The 17,283-nt window shown below is 72.2% G+C and carries 15 protein-coding genes, 1 tRNA gene and 1 rRNA gene; 10 read left to right on the top strand and 7 right to left on the bottom strand.

Annotated elements, in window-relative coordinates:
- From rrf to F4692_RS20600, 3 genes are all read left to right on the top strand, one after another.
- Positions 1–88: ribosomal RNA gene (gene rrf, locus F4692_RS20610) — 5S ribosomal RNA — on the top strand; the annotation flags it as partial.
- A gap of 114 nt (positions 89–202) precedes the next feature.
- The gene (locus F4692_RS21500) at positions 203–1,216 is read left to right on the top strand and encodes a tetratricopeptide repeat protein (RefSeq protein WP_179621618.1); all 1,014 of its coding nucleotides are present in this window, start codon (positions 203–205) and stop codon (positions 1,214–1,216) included.
- Between the two features lie 141 nt (positions 1,217–1,357).
- The gene (locus F4692_RS20600) at positions 1,358–1,888 is read left to right on the top strand and encodes a DUF3145 domain-containing protein (RefSeq protein ID WP_179621617.1); all 531 of its coding nucleotides are present in this window, start codon (positions 1,358–1,360) and stop codon (positions 1,886–1,888) included.
- 306 nt (positions 1,889–2,194) lie between these two features.
- Here the strand turns inward: F4692_RS20600 and F4692_RS20595 are convergent, their stop codons facing one another.
- The 6 genes from F4692_RS20595 to F4692_RS20570 form a co-directional block, all read right to left on the bottom strand.
- Complete coding sequence (locus F4692_RS20595; RefSeq protein WP_179621616.1) at positions 2,195–3,625, bottom strand: acyl-CoA carboxylase subunit beta; 1,431 nt, start codon at positions 3,623–3,625, stop codon at positions 2,195–2,197.
- A 31-nt stretch (positions 3,626–3,656) separates the two neighbouring features.
- Positions 3,657–4,907, bottom strand: coding sequence for a beta-ketoacyl-[acyl-carrier-protein] synthase family protein (locus F4692_RS20590; protein ID WP_179621615.1), 1,251 nt, complete (start codon positions 4,905–4,907; stop codon positions 3,657–3,659).
- Positions 4,908–4,997: 90 nt separating this feature from the next.
- Positions 4,998–5,243: an acyl carrier protein gene (locus F4692_RS20585; RefSeq protein WP_135839746.1), complete on the bottom strand. Its 246-nt coding sequence runs from the start codon at positions 5,241–5,243 to the stop codon at positions 4,998–5,000.
- Between the two features lie 73 nt (positions 5,244–5,316).
- A complete protein-coding gene (locus F4692_RS20580; protein WP_179621614.1) occupies positions 5,317–6,330 on the bottom strand; it encodes a beta-ketoacyl-ACP synthase III in 1,014 nt (337 codons plus the stop codon).
- Complete coding sequence (locus F4692_RS20575) at positions 6,330–7,514, bottom strand: acyltransferase domain-containing protein (RefSeq protein ID WP_179621613.1); 1,185 nt, start codon at positions 7,512–7,514, stop codon at positions 6,330–6,332. The genes F4692_RS20580 and F4692_RS20575 overlap by 1 nt, the downstream gene beginning before the upstream one ends.
- Before the next feature lie 79 nt (positions 7,515–7,593).
- On the bottom strand, positions 7,594–8,766 hold the full coding sequence (locus F4692_RS20570; RefSeq protein WP_179621612.1) for a PucR family transcriptional regulator: 1,173 nt from the start codon (positions 8,764–8,766) through the stop codon (positions 7,594–7,596).
- 128 nt (positions 8,767–8,894) lie between these two features.
- Here F4692_RS20570 and F4692_RS20565 point away from each other — a divergent pair, with 128 nt between their 5' ends.
- The gene (locus F4692_RS20565; protein WP_308645408.1) at positions 8,895–9,878 is read left to right on the top strand and encodes an alpha/beta fold hydrolase; all 984 of its coding nucleotides are present in this window, start codon (positions 8,895–8,897) and stop codon (positions 9,876–9,878) included.
- A 24-nt stretch (positions 9,879–9,902) separates the two neighbouring features.
- Here F4692_RS20565 and aceE read toward each other — a convergent pair whose 3' ends face one another.
- Positions 9,903–12,686 carry a pyruvate dehydrogenase (acetyl-transferring), homodimeric type gene (gene aceE / locus F4692_RS20560; RefSeq protein WP_308645407.1) on the bottom strand — a complete coding sequence of 928 codons (2,784 nt, stop codon included), beginning with the start codon at positions 12,684–12,686 and terminating at the stop codon, positions 9,903–9,905.
- 259 nt (positions 12,687–12,945) lie between these two features.
- On the opposite strand from aceE, the gene F4692_RS20555 reads away from it, so the two are divergent.
- The 6 genes from F4692_RS20555 to F4692_RS20530 all read left to right on the top strand — a co-directional run bounded on the left by F4692_RS20555 (position 12,946) and on the right by F4692_RS20530 (position 17,191).
- Positions 12,946–13,344, top strand: a complete 399-nt coding sequence (locus tag F4692_RS20555) for a DUF3052 domain-containing protein (RefSeq protein WP_308645406.1) — start codon at positions 12,946–12,948, stop codon at positions 13,342–13,344.
- A gap of 14 nt (positions 13,345–13,358) precedes the next feature.
- Positions 13,359–15,005, top strand: a complete 1,647-nt coding sequence (locus F4692_RS20550) for an AMP-binding protein (RefSeq protein WP_179621610.1) — start codon at positions 13,359–13,361, stop codon at positions 15,003–15,005.
- On the top strand, positions 15,002–15,487 hold the full coding sequence (locus F4692_RS20545; RefSeq protein WP_179621609.1) for a peroxiredoxin: 486 nt from the start codon (positions 15,002–15,004) through the stop codon (positions 15,485–15,487). Before F4692_RS20550 ends, F4692_RS20545 begins: the two co-directional genes overlap by 4 nt.
- 181 nt (positions 15,488–15,668) lie before the next feature.
- Positions 15,669–15,743 (top strand) — tRNA-Val (locus F4692_RS20540).
- Positions 15,744–15,851: 108 nt separating this feature from the next.
- Positions 15,852–16,244 carry a hypothetical protein gene (locus F4692_RS20535; RefSeq protein ID WP_179621608.1) on the top strand — a complete coding sequence of 131 codons (393 nt, stop codon included), beginning with the start codon at positions 15,852–15,854 and terminating at the stop codon, positions 16,242–16,244.
- A 47-nt stretch (positions 16,245–16,291) separates the two neighbouring features.
- A complete protein-coding gene (locus F4692_RS20530; protein WP_179621607.1) occupies positions 16,292–17,191 on the top strand; it encodes a serine/threonine-protein kinase in 900 nt (299 codons plus the stop codon).
- The last annotated feature ends 92 nt before the right edge of the window (positions 17,192–17,283 follow it).

Raw genomic sequence — 17,283 nt, 5'->3', positions numbered from 1 at the left:
CGGTCCCATACCGAACCCGGAAGTTAAGCCTTTCAGCGCCGATGGTACTGCAACCGAGAGGTTGTGGGAGAGTAGGACGCCGCCGGACATACATTTGGCAGAGGCCACCAGGTGATCCTGGTGGCCTCTGCGCCATTTCACGGCGCGTGTGAGTAGCGTGGCCCCCGGACGGGGCAGATCGTTGGAGAAGGAGAGTGCGGCTGTGGCCGAGGACCGTCGAGGACAGCGTCCGTCGCGAGGTGGATCCAGTGCGGGTCGAGGCGGCTCGGCCGGTGGCGGCTCCCGCGGGCGAGGCTCGCGCGACGACCAGCCGCGTGGCCGCGGGTCGCGCGAGGACCAGCCCCGCGGCAAGGGCGGCGCGTCGCGCACCGGCGGCTACCAGGGCGGCGGCAAGGCCGGCGCCGGCAAGCCCGGCGCGAGGACCGGCGGCAAGCCGACCGGTGGTGGCAAGCCGACCGGTGGCAAGCGTCCCAACACCTCGGCGCAGCGTGCGTTCCGGCCCCGTGCCGAGGAGCGCGACCGCACGGACGAGCAGCGGGTCTACGACGGCCCCGACCTCCCCGAGGACATCACCGGTGCCGAGCTCGACCGCGGTGTGCGGGCCCAGTTGAAGGGCCTGCCGGAGAAGCTGGCCGCGCGGGTTGCGCGCCACCTGGCCGCGGCCGGCACGTTCATCGACGAGAACCCGGAGCTGGCCTACCAGCACGCGCTGGCCGCGCGGGCACGTGCCTCGCGGATCGCGGTGGTGCGTGAGGCGGCGGGCGAGGCGGCGTACGCGGCCGGGCACTACGCCGAGGCGCTCGCCGAGCTGCGAGCGGCCAAGCGGATGAACGGCGCCACCGACTACCTCCCGATCATGGCCGACTGCCACCGCGCGCTCGGCAACCCCGAGCAGGCCATCAAGCTGGCGAAGAGCCCCTCCGTGGCCAACTTCGCCTCCGAGGCCAAGGCCGAGATGACGCTGGTCGAGGCGGGTGCCCGGCGCGACATGGGCCAGCTCGACGCCGCGCTGCGCACGCTCGAGCTCGCACCGCTCACGTCGAAGAGCCGGTCCGCGTGGGTCGTACGCCTGCGCTACGCCTATGCGGACACGCTCGAGGCGGCCGGACGCGAGTCGGATGCCCTGGCCTGGTTCCACCGCACGCACGCGATCGACTCCGACGAGCTGACCGATGCTGCGGAGCGCGCCGACCAGCTGGAGCGGCGCCAGTCCTGACCGTGGCGACCCGCTGGCGTTCGGGCGCCACATGGGTCACAATGGGGTCACTAATCACATACGTGTCACTCGACTCTCGTTGAGCACTGACGACAGACCGCTGGGGAAGGCGCATCTGGAGCGTCGGAACTCAAGGAGGTCATGGTGACCACACGCATTGCTTCCCGCCCGGACGGTCCGGGGACGAGGGGCATCCTCTACGTGCACTCTGCGCCCTCCGCACTCTGCCCGCACATCGAGTGGGCAGTCGGCGGAGTGCTCGGCGTCGCCGTCTCGCTCGACTGGACGCCGCAGCCTGCCCAGCCGGGGTCGTACCGCGCCGAGCTGTCGTGGAGCGGTGCGGCGGGCACGGCTGCCGCCGTCGCGTCGGCGTTGCGCGGGTGGAACCACCTCCGGTTCGAGATCACCGAGGAGCCCACGAGCTCCACCGAGGGCACGCGGTTCTCGTGCACGCCCGACCTGGGCATCTTCCACGCCATCACCGGCCCCCACGGCGACATCCTGATCCCGGAGGACCGGCTCAAGGCCGCCGTGGTGAAGGCGGCCCTCGGCGACACCACGCTGCTGGTCGAGATCGACCAGCTGCTGGGCAAGCCCTGGGACGACGAGCTCGAGACCTTCCGGCACGCCGGCGAGGGTGCGCCCGTGCGCTGGCTCCACCAGGTGGTGTGACCACACCGGTCGCGTGCCGTCGGCGGAGGCGTCAGCGGTTCCGGTGACGACGGAGTAGGCGTAGTCCTTGCACCCCCGCTCGAGCTGGCCGTCCGCAGCGTCCAGGGCTGCGGGTACGTCGACCGCCCCCTGCGTGGCCCGGGCGGGCGCCGAGTGAGCCGTCGGGGTGGACGTCGGGACCGTCGGCAGCGGGAACGGCAGGGGCAGGGGCACGGGCCGGCCGCGGCGGTGAGCTCGGTCGTCGACGACATCGCACCTCCGAGGGGTGCGAGAGGTGCAACGAGGTCGTGTGACGCGCGCGATGCCTCAGAGCGGGATGTTGCCGTGCCGCCCCCGGCGCACGCCGGCCGTGTCGATCTCGTGCCGCATCGCGGCCGCGATGGCGCTGCGGGTGGCGGTGGGCTCGACGACCTCGTCGACGACCCCGATCTCGACGGCCTTGTCGACACCGCCGGCGATGCGCTCGTGCTCGGCGGCGAGCTCCGCCTCGACCTGCGGGCGGATCTCGGGGGAGACCTCCGCGAGCTTGCGGCGGTGCAGGATCCGGATGGCCGCGACGGCGCCCATCACGGCCACCTCGGCGCCCGGCCAGGCCATCACGCGGGTGGCACCGAGCGAGCGGGCGTTCATCGCGATGTAGGCACCGCCGTAGGTCTTGCGGGTGACCAGGGTGACGCGGGGGACGACGCACTCACCGAAGGCGTGCAGCAGCTTGGCGCCGCGGCGTACGACGCCGTCCCACTCCTGTCCGACGCCGGGCAGGTAGCCGGGGACGTCGACGATCACGACGAGCGGGACGCCGAACGCGTCGCACATGCGCACGAAGCGCGACGCCTTCTCGGCCGACAGCGAGTCGAGGCAGCCGCCGAGCCGCAGCGGGTTGTTGGCGACGACACCGACCGTGCGGCCGCCGAAACGACCGAGGGCGGTGACGATGTTGGGTGCCCAGCGCGCGTGGAGCTCCTGCATGGTGCCCTCGTCGAGCAGGCCGTCGACGAGCGGGTGCACGTCGTAGGCGCGCTTCTTGGACTCCGGCAGCAGCGCGCCGAGGTCGCGGTCCTCCACGGACTCGGCGGCGAGGCTGCCCTGCGCGCCGAGGAGGGAGGCGACCGTACGGGCCTTGTCGAGCGCCTCGCGCTCGGACTCGGTCAGGATGTGGACCACGCCGGAGCGACGGCCGTGGGGCTCGGGGCCGCCCAGGCGCAGCATGTCGACGTCCTCGCCGGTGACCGAACGGACCACGTCGGGTCCGGTGACGAAGATGCGACCCTCGGGACCGAGGATCACCACGTCGGTGAGCGCGGGACCGTAGGCAGCGCCGCCGGCCGCCGGGCCGAGCACGACGGAGATCTGCGGGATGACCCCCGAGGCCTGCGTCATGACCTGGAAGATGCGGCCGACCGCGTGGAGCGAGAGGACGCCCTCCGCGAGGCGCGCGCCACCGGAGTGCCAGAGACCGATGATCGGGACGTTGTCGGTGATGGCGCGGTGGTAGGCGTCCACGACGACGCGGCAGCCGACGTCACCCATCGCGCCGCCCATGACGGTCGCGTCGGAGCAGAAGGCGACGACCTGGGTGCCGTCGACGCGGCCGACCGCGGCCAGCATGCCGGAGTCGTCGTCGGCGGTGATCAGCTCGAGCGTGCCCTCGTCGAGGAGCGCGGTGAGGCGGTGGACCGGGTTGCGGGGGTCCTCCTCGCGGGGCAGCCTCGCGGGCTTGGCGGCGGTCGCAGTCACTGTGGCGGAACCTTTCCGGGTGCGGTGCGGATCAGACGCTGCCGAAGGCGACCGCGACGTTGGCGCCGCCGAAGCCGAAGGAGTTGTTGAGGGCGACGATGTCGCCGTCGGGCAGGTCGCGCCTGGACGTCGGGATGTCGAGGTCGACCTCGGGGTCCTTGTCGTCGAGGTTGATGGTGGGCGGGCTGACGCGGTCGCGCAGCGCCATCACGGTGGCGACGGCCTCCAGCGCGCCGGCGCCGCCGAGGAGGTGGCCGGTCATCGACTTGGTGCTCGTGACGACGCAGCGGTCGACGTGCTCCCCGAGGACGGCGTGGAGCATGAGGCCCTCGGCGATGTCGCCCTTGGGCGTCGAGGTCGCGTGGGCGTTGACGTGGACGACGGTGGCGGGGTCAACGTCGCCCTCGCGCATCGCCATCTTGATGGCGCGGGTGCCGCCGCGGCCCTCGGGGTCGGGCTGGGCGATGTCGTGGGCGTCGTTGCTGATGCCGGCGCCGCGGACCTCCGCGTAGATGGTGGCGCCGCGCGCGCGGGCGCTCTCCTCGGACTCGAGGACCAGCACGGCGCCACCCTCACCGAGGACGAAGCCGTCGCGGGCGGTGTCCCACGGGCGCGAGACCATCGTCGGGTCGCCGCCCTCCTCGCTGCCGGTCTTGGACAGCGCCATCATGTTGGCGAAGGCGGCCATCGGGAGCGGGTGGATCGCGGCCTCGGTGCCGCCGGCGAGCACGACGTCGGCGCGGCCGAGGCGGATCAGGTCGATCGCCATGGCGATCGCCTCGTTGCCGGACGCGCAGGCCGAGGTGGGCGCGTGGACGGCGGCGCGGGCGCCGTACTTGAGGCTGACGTTGGCCGCGGGCGCGTTGGGCATGAGCATGGGTACGGCCAGCGGCGAGACGCGGCGCGGGCCCTTCTGCAGGAGCGTGTCGTAGTTCTCGAGCAGGGTGGTCACCCCGCCGATGCCGGAGGCGAGCGCCACGCCGAGGCGCTCGGGCTCGAGCCCGGAGCCCTCGAGGCCGGCGTCGGCCCAGGCCTGGTCGGCGGCGACCATCGCGAACTGGCTGGACCGGTCGAGACGGCGCGCCTTCACGCGCTCGAGCACCTCGCTCGGCTCGACGGCGACGCGGCCGCCGATCTTCACGGGCAGCTGCTCGACCCAGTCGTCGGTCAGGTGCGAGATGCCGGAGGTCCCGGACAGCATGGCCTGCCACGTCGAGGCGACGTCACCCCCGACGGGGGACGTGGTGCCGAGGCCGGTGACGACTACGCGGGTCGAGGGCATCTGATGGGTTCCGTTTCTCGCGGTGGTGGGTGGTCCGTGGGTCACGGGGGCCGGGCTGGACACCGGCCACCCGTGACGTCCAGGAGGGCGTCAGCCCTGGGCGCGCTCGATGTAGGCGACCGCGTCGCCGACGGTCTTGAGGTTCTTGACCTCGTCGTCGGGGATGGTCACGCCGAACTTCTCCTCGGCGGCCACGACGACCTCGACCATGGAGAGCGAGTCGACGTCGAGGTCGTCCACGAAGGACTTGTCCAGCTGGACGTCGTCGGCGTCGACGCCGGCGACCTCGTTGACGATCTCGGCGAGGTCGGCGCGGATTTCTTCGGTGGTGGCCATGGGCCTTCCCTTCATGTGGTGGGTGCTGCTCGGTCGGACTGTGGTGGTGCGGGGTGGTGCTGGGTGGTGCTGGTCAGGGGACGGTGACGACCTGGGCGGCGTACGCCAGGCCGGCGCCGAACGCGATGAGCAGGGCGGTGTCGCCGCTGCGGGCCTCGCCCTCGAGCATCATCCGGTCGAGGGCGAGCGGGACGGAGGCCGCCGAGGTGTTGCCCTGGTCGGCGACGTCGCGGGCGATGCGCACGGACTCCGGGAGCTTCATGGACCGGGCCATCGCGTCGATGATGCGCATGTTGGCCTGGTGGGGGACGAAGACGTCGAGCTCGTCGAGGGAGACCCCGGCCGCGTCGAGGGCCTGCTGCCCGATCTTGGCCATCGCGAAGGACGCCCACCTAAAGACCGGGTTGCCCTGCATCGTGAGGTGGGGCATGACGCCGGACCCGGGCTGGGTGTCGGTGCCGACGACGTCGCGCCAGTCCTCGCGCTGCCGGATGAGGTCGAACTGCTCGCCGTCGGAGCCCCAGACGACGGGTCCGATGCCCGGGGTGTCGCTCGGTCCGACGACGGCGGCGCCGGCGCCGTCGGCGAAGATGAAGGCGGTGCCGCGGTCGGTGAGGTCGAGGATGTCGGTGAGCCGCTCGACGCCGATGACCAGCACGTGGCGCGCGCTGCCGGCGCGGACCATGTCGGTGGCCATCGCGATGCCGTGGCAGAAGCCGGCACAGGCGGCGGAGATGTCGAAGGCCGCTGCCCCGTCGGTGCCGAGCTCGTGGGCGATCGCCGTCGCGACGGCGGGGGTCTGCAGCAGGTGGCTGACGGTGGCGACCAGGACGCAGTCGATCTCGCCGACCTGCAGCCCGGCCCGCTCGATGGCGATGCGCGACGCCTCGACCGACATCATCTGGACCGACTCCTCGGGGCCTGCCCAGCGCCGCGTCCGGATGCCGGACCGCTGCTGGATCCACTCGTCGCTGGAGTCGATCGCGTCGACGACCTCGGAGTTGGGCACGACGCGGACGGGCCGGTAGGAGCCCATGCCCATGATGCGGGCGTGCGCGGCTCCGGCGGAGGCGGTGATCGGGGCCATCAGAGCGTCGCCTCGGGGTGCAGGCGCAGCAGCGGCTGGCCGGGGGAGACCAGGTCGCCGTCCTCGACCAGCCACTCGACGACCGAGCCGCCGTGCGGGGCGGTGATGTCGGTGCGGTCGCGCAGGCTGGCGACGGCCCCGATCGTCGCCCCGGGGGCGAGGACGTCGCGCTCGACGGCCTCGGAGGCGAGGTGGAAGGTGCCCTTGGCCGGCGAGACGACCATCCGCCACGTGGGCGTGGTCTCGATCATCGAGGCCTCGCCGTGCGTGTCGCAGAACTCGCGTGCGGCGTCGAGCTGGTCGGGCGTCTTGAGGGCGAAGGTCTCCACGCCCTTGAGCGCGCGCTTGGCGATGCCGGTCAGGGTGCCGGCCGGCGGCATCTCGAGGATGCCGGTGACGCCGAGGTCGGACATCGTCTCCAGGCAGAGGTCCCAGCGGACCGGGTTGGCGATCTGCCCGACGATGCGGCGCAGGACGTCACGGCCGTCGTGGACGACCTGGCCGTCGCGGTTGGAGATGACGGGCGTACGCGGGTCGTGCGTCGAGACCGAGCGGGCGAGGGAGGCGAGCCGGTCGACGGCGGGCGCCATGTGCGTGGTGTGGAACGCCCCGGCGACGCTGAGCGGCATGATCCGCGCCTTGGCCGGCGGCTCCTCCGCGAACGCGGCGAGCTGCTCCATGGTGCCGGCGGCGACGACCTGGCCGGGGCCGTTGTCGTTGGCGGCGGTCAGCCCGTGCCGCTCGATCGCGGCGAGGACCTCGTCGCGGTCGCCGCCGAGGACGGCGGTCATGCCGGTGGCGGTGACGGCAGCGGCGTCCGCCATCGCGTTGCCGCGCTCGCGGACGAGCACCATCGCCTGCTCGGCGGTGATGGCGCGGGCACCGGCGGCGGCGGTCAGCTCCCCGACGCTGTGCCCGGCTACCGCGCCGATGCGCGAGAACGCGTCGGCCGGGTGCGGGAACAGGTCGAGCGCCGCGATCAGGCCGGTCGCGACCAGGAGCGGCTGGGCGATCTTGGTGTCCCGGATGGTGTCGGCGTCGGCCTCGGTGCCGTAGTGGGCCAGGTCGATGCCGGCCACGGTGGCGAGCCAGTCGAACCGCGCGGCGAAGGTGGGGTCCTCCAGCCACGGCGTGAGGAAACCGGGGGTCTGGGCCCCTTGACCGGGGGCGACGATGACGAGCACACGACCACTGTGCCGGGTCGCGGCCGTGCGACGCGGGTCCGACGCCGACGAAACTGACCCCGGAATCCTTGTAGGGTTCCTACAATTCCGTCCGGCCCGACTGACGCCCTAGGATCAGCGCCAGCTGGAGCGCGAACGCCTCCCGCGGGCGCGTGGGTGACCAGCCCGTCACGTCGGTGATCTGGCGCAGCCGGTAGCGCACGGTGTTGGGGTGCACGAAGAGTGCGCGCGCCGTCCCCTCGATCGACGACCCGTGCTCGAACCAGGCGCCGAGCGTCTCCAGCAGGGTGCCTCGCGCCGCCACCAGTGGGAGGTAGACGTCGTCGACCAGGTGGCGCCGGGCATGCCCGTCGCCGGCGAGCGCGCGCTCGGGCAGCAGGTCCCGGCTGGCGACCGGTCGTGGGGCGTCGGGCCATCCGCTGGCGGCGCGGTGCGCGGACAGGGCCGCCCGGGCCGAGGCGTTCGCGTGGGCGAGGTCCGTGGTGACCGGGCCGACGACGACCGGTCCGTCCCCGAAGTGGTCGAGCAGCCGGGTCGCCGCCTTCAGCGGGTCCGTCACCCCGCCGAGCACGACGACCAGCCGGTCACCCTGGGTGGCGCAGAGCGCGTCCATGTCACCTGCGCGCGCGGAGCGGCGTACGGACTCGAAGACGTCGAGCTCCTCGCGGTGCGGCGGCACCGCCCCCAGCACGACGGCCACGTCGCCCTGCGCTCCCCACCCGAGCGCGCTCGCGCGCGACAGCACCGTCTCGTCGGCCTCGGCGCGCACGACCGCGTCGACCACGAGGGCCTCGAGCCGGGCGTCCCACGCACCGCGGGACTCGGCGGCGCGGGCATAGACCGCCGCGGTGGCGAACGCGACCTCACGGGCGTAGCGCAGCACGGCGTCGTGCACGTGGCCGACGTCCTCGGCGTCGAGCAGGTCGTCGATGGTGGTCTCGACGACCCGGATGCTGAGCCGGATCAGCTCGACGGTCTGCTGCAGCGAGATGACGCCGGTGAGCTCGCGGGGCGCTGCACCGAAGACGACGACGTCGAGCGGGTCGTGTGCGGACGCCTCCACCTCGCGGTCGTACCAGTCCACGAACCCCCGGATGCCGGCCTGGACGATCAGCCCGACCCAGGACCGGTCCTGGGCGCTGAGGTCGTCGAACCAGGGGAGGTCGCTCGACATCCGGCCCGTCGCGGCCGTGCTCAGGGCCCCCGTGGAGTTGCGCAGGGCCTCCGCGGCGCGGCGTCTGGACGGGGGCATGGGACGACTGTAGTGGGGTACGGCGTGTAGTGGGATTCCCACGAACCCGGCCGAGCGCCTGCACCGCGGTGCGGGACGGGTCTGGTTGAATCCGGCACCTGTCCGCACAGGACCCCAGAGGAGATCGAGTGCCGCGTCCCAGCAGCCCCCGCGTCCGGCACGTCACCGTGCACGGGCACCGGCGCGCGTACGTCCGGATGGGCTCGGGGCCGGTCGTCCTGCTGCTGCACGGCCTCGGGTGCGACCACACGACGTGGGCGCCGGTGATGGAGTCGCTCGCCCGCACCCACACGGTGATCGCCCCCGACCTCCTCGGCCACGGGGCCTCGGACAAGCCGCGTGCGGACTACAGCGTCGGTGGCTACGCCAACGGGATGCGCGACCTGCTGACGGTCCTCGGTGTGGACAGCGCGACGGTCGTGGGCCACAGCTTCGGCGGGGGAGTGGCGATGCAGTTCGCCTACCAGTACCCCGAGCGCACCGAGCGCCTGGTCCTCGTCGGCTCCGGTGGCCTCGGTCCCGAGGTGACGCCGGCGATCCGGGCCATCACGACCCCCGGGTTCCACCAGGTCATGGGCGTGCTGTCCGCGCCGGTCCTGCGCCACGCCACGACGGCCACCATGCGACTGCTCGCCCGCAGCGGGGTCCGCCACCTGCGCGACCTCGACGAGGTCGCCGACATCTACGACTCGTTCAAGGACCCGCGCACGCGCGTGGCGATCCGCCACGTCGTGCGCGCCGTCGTCGACTGGCGCGGCCAGGTCATCACGATGGCGGACCGGGCCTACCTGACCGAGGCGATGCCGATGTGCGTCATCTGGGGCGCGGACGACCTCGTCATCCCGGTCGCGCACGCGAGCAACGCCAGCGCGCTGGCGCCGTCGGCGCGCGTCGAGATCGTGCCGAACGCCGGGCACTTCCCGCACAAGGACCACCCGCAGCGGTTCGTCAGGATCGTGCGCGACTTCATCCGCACGACCGAGCCGAGCCACCACGACCGGGAGCGGTGGCGCGAGCTGCTCGAGGCGGGCGGCGTCGTACCGCACCAGGCGGAGGCCGGGGAGAAGCCGAAGGCCCCGGTGCGCGCCCTGAGGCGCGCAGCCGGGGCCTAGCGGACCGACCGGGGAGGGATGCCGTCAGGCATCTCCGCCTTCCTGCTTGATGTCCTTGGTCGCGGTCGGGTCGTCGATCTTGTAGCGCTGCGCGGCCTCGACGACCTTCTCCACGGGGACCTCGCCGGCGTCGGCCAGTGCCTGGAGGGCCTGGACGACCACGCTGACCGCGTCGATGTGGAAGAAGCGGCGCGCGGCCGGACGCGTGTCGGCGAAGCCGAAGCCGTCGGCGCCGAGGACGCGGTAGTCACCGGGGACCCAGCGGGCGATCTGCAGCGGGACGGCCCGCATGTAGTCGGACACCGCGATGACCGGGCCCTGCGCGCCGGCGAGCTTGTCGCTGACGTAGGCCGTGCGGCGCTCCTCACCGGGGTGGAGGAGGTTCCACTGCTCGGCCGCCGTGGCCTCGCGTGCCAGCTCGTTCCAGGACGTCACCGACCACAGGTCGGACTGCACGCCCCAGTCCTCGGCGAGGATGCGGGCGGCCTCGTCGATCCACGGGTAGCCGACGCCCGACGCGAGCAGCTGGACCCGCGGGCCCTCGCCCTCGGCGGTCGAGACCCGGTGGATGCCCCGGAGGATGCCCTCGCGGTCGACCTCGGACGGCTCCGCCGGCATGGAGACCGGCTCGTTGTAGACGGTGAGGTAGTAGATGACGTCCTCGCCCTGGCCGTCGGGCCCGCCCGAGCCGTACATCCGCTCGAGGCCGTCCTGCATGATGTGCGCGATCTCGTAGCCGAACGCCGGGTCGTAGTGCACGATCGCCGGGTTGGTCGCCGCGATGAGCGGCGAGTGGCCGTCGGCGTGCTGCAGGCCCTCGCCCGTCAGGGTCGTACGACCGGCGGTGGCGCCGATGAGGAAGCCCCGCGCCAGCTGGTCGGCCATGGCCCAGATCGAGTCGCCGGTGCGCTGGAAGCCGAACATCGAGTAGAAGATGTAGAACGGGATCATGTGCTCGCCGTGCGTGGAGTACGCCGACCCGGCGGCCGTGGCCGACGCCATCGCGCCTGCCTCGGAGATGCCCTCGTGGAGCATCTGGCCCTGCGCGGACTCCTTGTAGGAGAGCAGCATCTTGCGGTCGACCGACTCGTACTGCTGGCCGCCCGGGTTGTAGACCTTGGCGCTCGGGAACATCGAGTCCATGCCGAACGTGCGGTACTCGTCGGGGGCGATCGGGACGAGCCGCTCGCCGATCTCGGGGTCCTTCATCCAGTCGCGGAGCAGCCGGACCACCGCCATCGTCGTGGCGAACTTGTTCTTGCCGGAGCCCTGCTTGAGCTCGGAGTAGAGCTCGTCGCCCGGCAGCTTGAGCGCGGCCGCCCGGTTGATGCGGCGGGGGATCGAGCCGCCGAGGGCCTTGCGGCGCTCGAGCATGTACTCGATCTCGGGGGCGTCGGCACCCGGGTGGAAGAACGGCGCGCCGCCGGTCTTCTCGTAGGACTCCTCGAGGTCGCGGTCGCTGATCGGCAGGTAGAGCCGGTCGCGGAACTTCTTGAGGTCGGGGAGGGTGAGCTTCTTCATCTGGTGCGTGGCGTTCTTGCCCTCGAGGGCGTCGATCGTCCAGCCCTTGATGGTGTGCGCCAGGATCACCGTCGGCTGCCCGGTGTGCTTGGCCGCGGCGTCGAACGCGGCGAAGACCTTGCGGTAGTCGTGGCCGCCGCGGGGCAGCTTCTCGATCTGCGTGTCGGACATGTGCTCGACCATCTTGCGCAGGCGCGGGTCGCCGCCGAAGAAGTGCTCGCGGACGTAGGCGCCGTCCTCGGTCGAGTAGGTCTGGAAGGCGCCGTCGGGTGTGGAGTTCATCCGGTTGACCAGGGCGCCGTCGACGTCGCGGGCCAGGAGTGCGTCCCACTCGCGGCCCCACACGACCTTGATGACGTTCCACCCGGCGCCGCGGAAGTTGGCCTCGAGCTCCTGGATGATCTTGCCGTTGCCGGTGACCGGGCCGTCGAGCTGCTGCAGGTTGCAGTTGATGACCCAGGTGAGGTTGTCGAGCTCCTCGCGCGCGGCGACGCGGATGGCGCCGAGCGACTCGGGCTCGGCCATCTCGCCGTCGCCCATGAAGGCCCACACGCGCTGCTGCGTGGTGTCCTTGATGCCGCGGTTGTCGAGGTAGCGGTTGAAGCGCGCCTGGTAGATCGAGCCGATGGCGGTGAGGCCCATCGACACGGTCGGGAACTCCCAGAAGTCCGGCATGAGGCGCGGGTGGGGATAGGACGGGAGCCCGGCGCCCTTGCCGTGCTGGACCTCCTGGCGGAAGCGGTAGAGCTGCTCCTCGGTCAGGCGGCCCTCGAGGAACGCGCGGGCGTAGACGCCCGGGGAGCCGTGGCCCTGGATGTAGATCTGGTCGCCGCCCCCCTCGTGCTCCTTGCCACGGAAGAAGTGGTTGAAGCCGACCTCGTAGAGGCTCGCCGAGGACTGGTAGGTGGCGATGTGGCCGCCGACCTCGAGGCCCTTGCGGTTGGCGGAGGAGACCATGACCGCGGCGTTCCAGCGGATGAAGGCGCGGATCCGGCGCTCCACCTCCTCGTCGCCGGGGAACCACGGCTCGCGCTCGGGCGGGATGGTGTTGATGTAGTCGGTGGAGCGCAGCGCCGGCACGCCGACCTGCTTCTCGCGGGCACGCTCGAGCAGGCGCAGCATCACGTAGCGGGCCCGGTCGCGTCCCCGGTCGTCGAGCATCGCGTCGAAGGACGCGAGCCACTCCTGGGTCTCGTCGGGGTCGATGTCCGGCAGCTGGGTGGGGAGTCCCTCGTGGATCACCGACGGGGCGGCCGGGCTCTTCGGGGACGTATCGGCATCACTCACCCGCTCATCGTGTCACGCGCGCCCGCGCCACGAAATCTACCCATGGGTAGTCCCAGCAGGCGTCGCCACCGTCACGTGCCTCGCGTGCGGTGGGGGCGTCGCGAGGCGTACGCCCGGGGCACGCAGGACGGGGCCGGGGTTGCGGCTCCTGCCGTGTTCCTGTGGACTGTGCGCACGACGCCTGACCGACCAGGTCGATGAGGCGTACCCGGACACAGGAGGCACTGCGTTGAGCTCGACGGTGGGCGACTCTGCCCCGGTGACAGGCACGGGGGACCGGCTGGGGCTCAAGCCCGGCATGGTCGTCCAGGAACTCGGCTGGGACAACGACACCGACGACGAGCTGCGCGTCGCGGTCGAGGACACGATCGACGCGGACATGGTGGACGGTGACTACGGCAACGTGGTCGACGCCGTCGTGCTGTGGTGGCGTGCCGACGACGGGGACCTGGTCGACGGCCTCGTCGACGCCCTCACGGACCTCGTCGGGGGCGGCTCGATCTGGCTGCTGACCCCCAAGGTCGGCCGGCCCGGCACGGTCGACCCGGCCGACGTCGCCGAGGCGGCCCCGGTGGCCGGCCTGTCCCAGACGACCACCGCGGCCGTCAGCAAGGACTGGCAGGCCACCCGCCTGGTGGCCCCGAAGACCCCCGCGTGACCCCAGGCGACACCATGGCAGCGCTCGCGGGTCGGGCGTCCGGCATCGCCACGACGGTGCGGGTGCTCGGCGGCGCCGGCGTCATCCGCCCCTACGGGCCGCGCACCCTGCTCGGCATCGGCCGCACGGTCCTGCGCTGGGGCACCGGCCCCGCGGGTGGCTTCGCGACGCTGGCCACCCGGGCCCCGCACCAGGTCGGGATCGTCGACGAGCTGGGCGAGCTGACGTGGGGTGAGCTGCACCGGCGCTCCAACTCGCTGGCCCGCGCGCTGTCCGAGCGCGGCATCGGCGAGGGCGACTCGGTCGCGGTCATGTGTCGCAACCACCGCGGCTTCGTCGACGCCTCCATAGCCGTCGCCAAGCTGGGCGCCGACATCCTCTACCTCAACACCGCCTTCGCCGGCCCGCAGCTCGTCGACGTGCTCGAGCGCGAGGCGCCCGCCATGGTGATCCACGACGAGGAGTTCGGCGGCCTGCTCGCCGGCGCACCCGTCGAGCGGCGGGTGCTCGCCTGGACCGACGGCGAGAGCGCGCACGAGACCCTCGAGCAGCTCATGGGCGCCCATGACGAGTCCGACCTGCCACCGCCGCAGCGGCACGCCCGCGTCGTCATCCTGACCTCCGGCACGACCGGCGCCCCGAAGGGCGCCCCGCGCAATGAGGCCGGCATCGACGCCGCGGTCTCCCTGCTGTCGCGGATGCCGCTGCGGGCGGGTTGGCGTACGCACATCGCCGCGCCGCTCTTCCACACCTGGGGCTTCGCACACCTCGCCCTCGCCATGCTCCTCGGCTCGACGGTGGTGCTGCGGCGCAGCTTCGACCCGGTCACCGCGCTGCGGACCGTCCAGGACGAGCGGTGCCAGTCGATGGTCGTGATCCCGGTGATGCTGCAGCGGATGCTCGCGCTCGGCGACGAGGAGCTCTCCCGTGTCGACCTGTCCCGCGTGGAGGTCGTGGCGTCCTCGGGCTCGGCGCTGCCGGCGACGCTCGCCGAGGCGTGGATGGACCGCTTCGGCGACAACCTCTACAACATCTACGGCTCCACCGAGGTCGCCTACGCCTCGATCGCGACGCCGGAGGACCTGCGGGCCGACCCGACGTCGGCGGGCAGGCCGCCGTACGGCACGGTCGTGCGGATCCTCGACGACGCCGGCCGCGAGCTGCCGCGGGGCGAGACCGGCCGGATCTTCGTCGGCAACGGCCTGCTCTTCGAGGGCTACACCAACGGAGGGTTCAAGGAGGTCGTCGACGGCCTGATGTCCTCCGGCGACGTCGGCTGGTTCGACGAGGCCGGGCGGCTGCACGTCGCGGGGCGCGACGACGACATGATCGTCTCGGGCGGGGAGAACGTCTTCCCGCAGGAGGTCGAGGACTGCCTCGTGGCCCACGAGCTCGTGGGGGAGGTCGCTGCCGTCGGCGTGAGCGACGCGGACTATGGTCAGCGTCTGCGCGCCTTCGTGGTGCGCACCGGCGACGTGTCGGAGGACGACCTGCGCGACCACGTGAAGGCCCACCTGGCCAGGTTCAAGGTGCCGCGCGAGATCGTCTTCGTCGACGAGCTGCCACGCAACGCCACCGGCAAGGTCCTCAAGCGGGAGCTGGCCGCGTGGGAGGACGAGCAAGGCGCCCAGCACCCAGAGGACGGCGAGGAACCCGCGTGACCGGCGACGGACTGTGCATCGGCGACGAGGCACCCGACTTCACGCTGCGCGACCAGTTCGGCCAGGACGTCTCGCTCAGCGACTTCCGCGGCCGCAAGGCCGTCGCCCTCATGTTCTTCCCATTCGCGTTCACCGGGGTCTGCACCGGTGAGATGTCGGGCGTGCGGGACCGCCTCGACGAGTTCCTGACGTTCGACACCGAGGTGCTCGGGATCTCCTGCGACTCGGTCTACGCGCTGCGCAGCTTCGCCGAGGCGGAGGGGCTGAACTTCCCGCTGCTCTCGGACTTCTGGCCGCACGGCGCCGTGGCGCAGGCCTACGAGGTGTTCGACCCCGCCCGCGGGGGCCCGCGCCGCTCGTCCTACGTCGTCGACCGCGACGGTCGACTGCGCTGGTCGGTGCACAACGCGAACCCCGACGGACGCGACCTCGACGAGCACCTGCGCGAGCTCCACGCCGCCGTCGAGCAGCACCTGGTCTAGACAGTTCTCGACCGAATTCCGCGATTCCCGGGACACCCTTGCGGGGTCGTGTAATCTTCTTCCTGTTGAGCCGCTGGTGACCCGAGACGCCAGCGGCTCAACTCATTTCTCCTCACGCTCGCGCACACGGCGGAGCCGGGATGCGGGGCGGCGCCACGCTCCGCGTATCGTGTGCCCTCGCGCGTCGGTAGCTCAGCGGTAGAGCACTCGGTTTACACCCGAGCGGTCGGCGGTTCGAAACCGTCCCGACGCACCACGTCTGCTTCGTGAGAGGCCTCTCACGGGGAGCTCACACAGCACTCACGGCGCACCGCGAGTGTTCTCGTCATCCGGGCCGGCACGGCCCCCGACGAGAGGAACCACCATGCGGAAGCTCCTTCCCACCACCCTGCTGGGCATCGCCGGTCTCACCGCCTTCGGCCTGGTCGCCATGTCCTCCCCGACGCTGGCGAGCGCCTCCGACGAGGCGGCCAAGCGCGAGGACGACGCTCCCTCCCTGGTCCTGGTCGCCGACGACGACGATGACGACACCAACGACGACGACGATGACGACACGCGCACGAACAGCCCGTCGTACACCGGCATGAGCCGCGACACCAACGACAACACCAACAGCGCCGTCACCGACGTCAGCCGCGACCGCGACAACAGCCGGGGGGACAAGACCCGGGACTGGACCCGCGACGGCGGTGACAAGACGCGGGACAAGACCGCCAACACCACCAACGACCGCAGCCGCAACGACACCCGTCGCTGACCGCGGGGACCTGAGGACCGGGACCGAGCGGGACGGGCGGTAGGGACATGGGCAGGCGGGACGACGGCTGGGACCTCGCCGAGGGCGACCTCCTGGCGCCGGGGCTGGGCGCGCTGCGACGGCTCGGCGGCGGGACCGCCTACGAGGCGTGGCTCTGCTTCGACGAGGTGACGTGGTCGCCCGTCGTCGTGAAGGTGCTGCGCCCCTCGCAGGTGGACGACGAGTCCTCCCGGCGCGGTCTGCGCCGGGAGGTCGCGGCGCTCGCGACGGTGAACCACCCCGTCGTCGTGCGCGGCCTGCGCGACGGCCAGGACGGCGAGCGCCCGCACGTCGTCCTCGAGCACATCGACGGCCCACGCCTGTCGAGCCTGATCCGGCGCCATGGACGACTGCAGGAGCAGCAGTACCTGCCGCTGGCGATCGACGTCGCCGCCGCCCTGCACTACCTCCGCCACATCGGCTGGACCCACCTCGACATCAAGCCGAGCAACGTGATCATGGGTGCGCCGGCGAGGCTCATCGACCTGTCGGTGGCGCGTCCGGAGGAGGACGCGCGACGCCTGCGCCACCCCATCGGCACCGACGCCTACATGTCGCCCGAGCAGTGCGACCCCACCGGTCCGGCCAGCGCGGACGGCCGGGTGCCGTCGTACGCCTCCGACGTGTGGGGACTGGGCGCGACGCTGTTCCACGCCGTCGCGGGCTTCCGGCCGTTCGCCCACGGTGACCCGGACGCGGACGACGTACCCCATCGCTTCCCGCAGCTCCTCGACGCGCCCGCGGCGCTGCCGGACGGCGTACCTCCCGTGGTGGCCGACGTCATCGCGGCCTGTCTCGCGCGCGACCCCGACGCGCGCCCGCTGCCGCACGAGGTCGCCGAGGCCCTCGAGCCCGTGCTGACCGGCCTCCCGCGTGGCTCGCTCGCCGGGTTCAGGATCCGCGGTTAGCTGTACTGATCGGGCACGTTGGTCGAGATCGTGTGACGACACGATCTGAATGAGCTTGGAAGGCGAAGACCTCCGGGCGTGGAGTGGAGCTG

The sequence above is a fragment of the Nocardioides cavernae genome (assembly GCF_013410035.1).
Classification (GTDB): domain Bacteria; phylum Actinomycetota; class Actinomycetes; order Propionibacteriales; family Nocardioidaceae; genus Nocardioides; species Nocardioides cavernae_A.
Note: the sequence above shows the minus strand (reverse complement) of the source record. Positions and strands in the feature narration are given on the sequence as shown.